Raw genomic sequence first — 251 nt, 5'->3', positions numbered from 1 at the left:
GCTTCAGCAAGTTTCCGTTCCTTTAGGCGTTATTGCTGTAATTTATGAATCGCGACCCAATGTAACGATTGATGTGTTTAGTCTATGTTTTAAAACAGGAAATGCCTGTATTTTAAAAGGCGGTAAAGAAGCAATACATAGCAATCGATGTTTAGCTCACCTTATCACAGACGTTTTAGAAACCCATTTAATTGATCCAAGCATAGTCTATTTACTTCCTCCAGAGCGAGAGGCTACACACGTGCTGCTTG

General features: G+C 39.4%; 1 pseudogene. It reads left to right on the top strand.

Annotation, left to right across the window (positions count from 1 at the left end):
- Positions 1–251 (top strand): annotated as a pseudogene (proA, locus tag IEX97_RS13830) (glutamate-5-semialdehyde dehydrogenase); the annotation flags it as partial.

The organism is Paenalicyclobacillus cellulosilyticus (assembly GCF_014647315.1).
GTDB lineage: Bacteria > Bacillota > Bacilli > Alicyclobacillales > Alicyclobacillaceae > Alicyclobacillus_J > Alicyclobacillus_J cellulosilyticus.
This window is presented reverse-complemented; position numbering and strand designations above follow the sequence as displayed.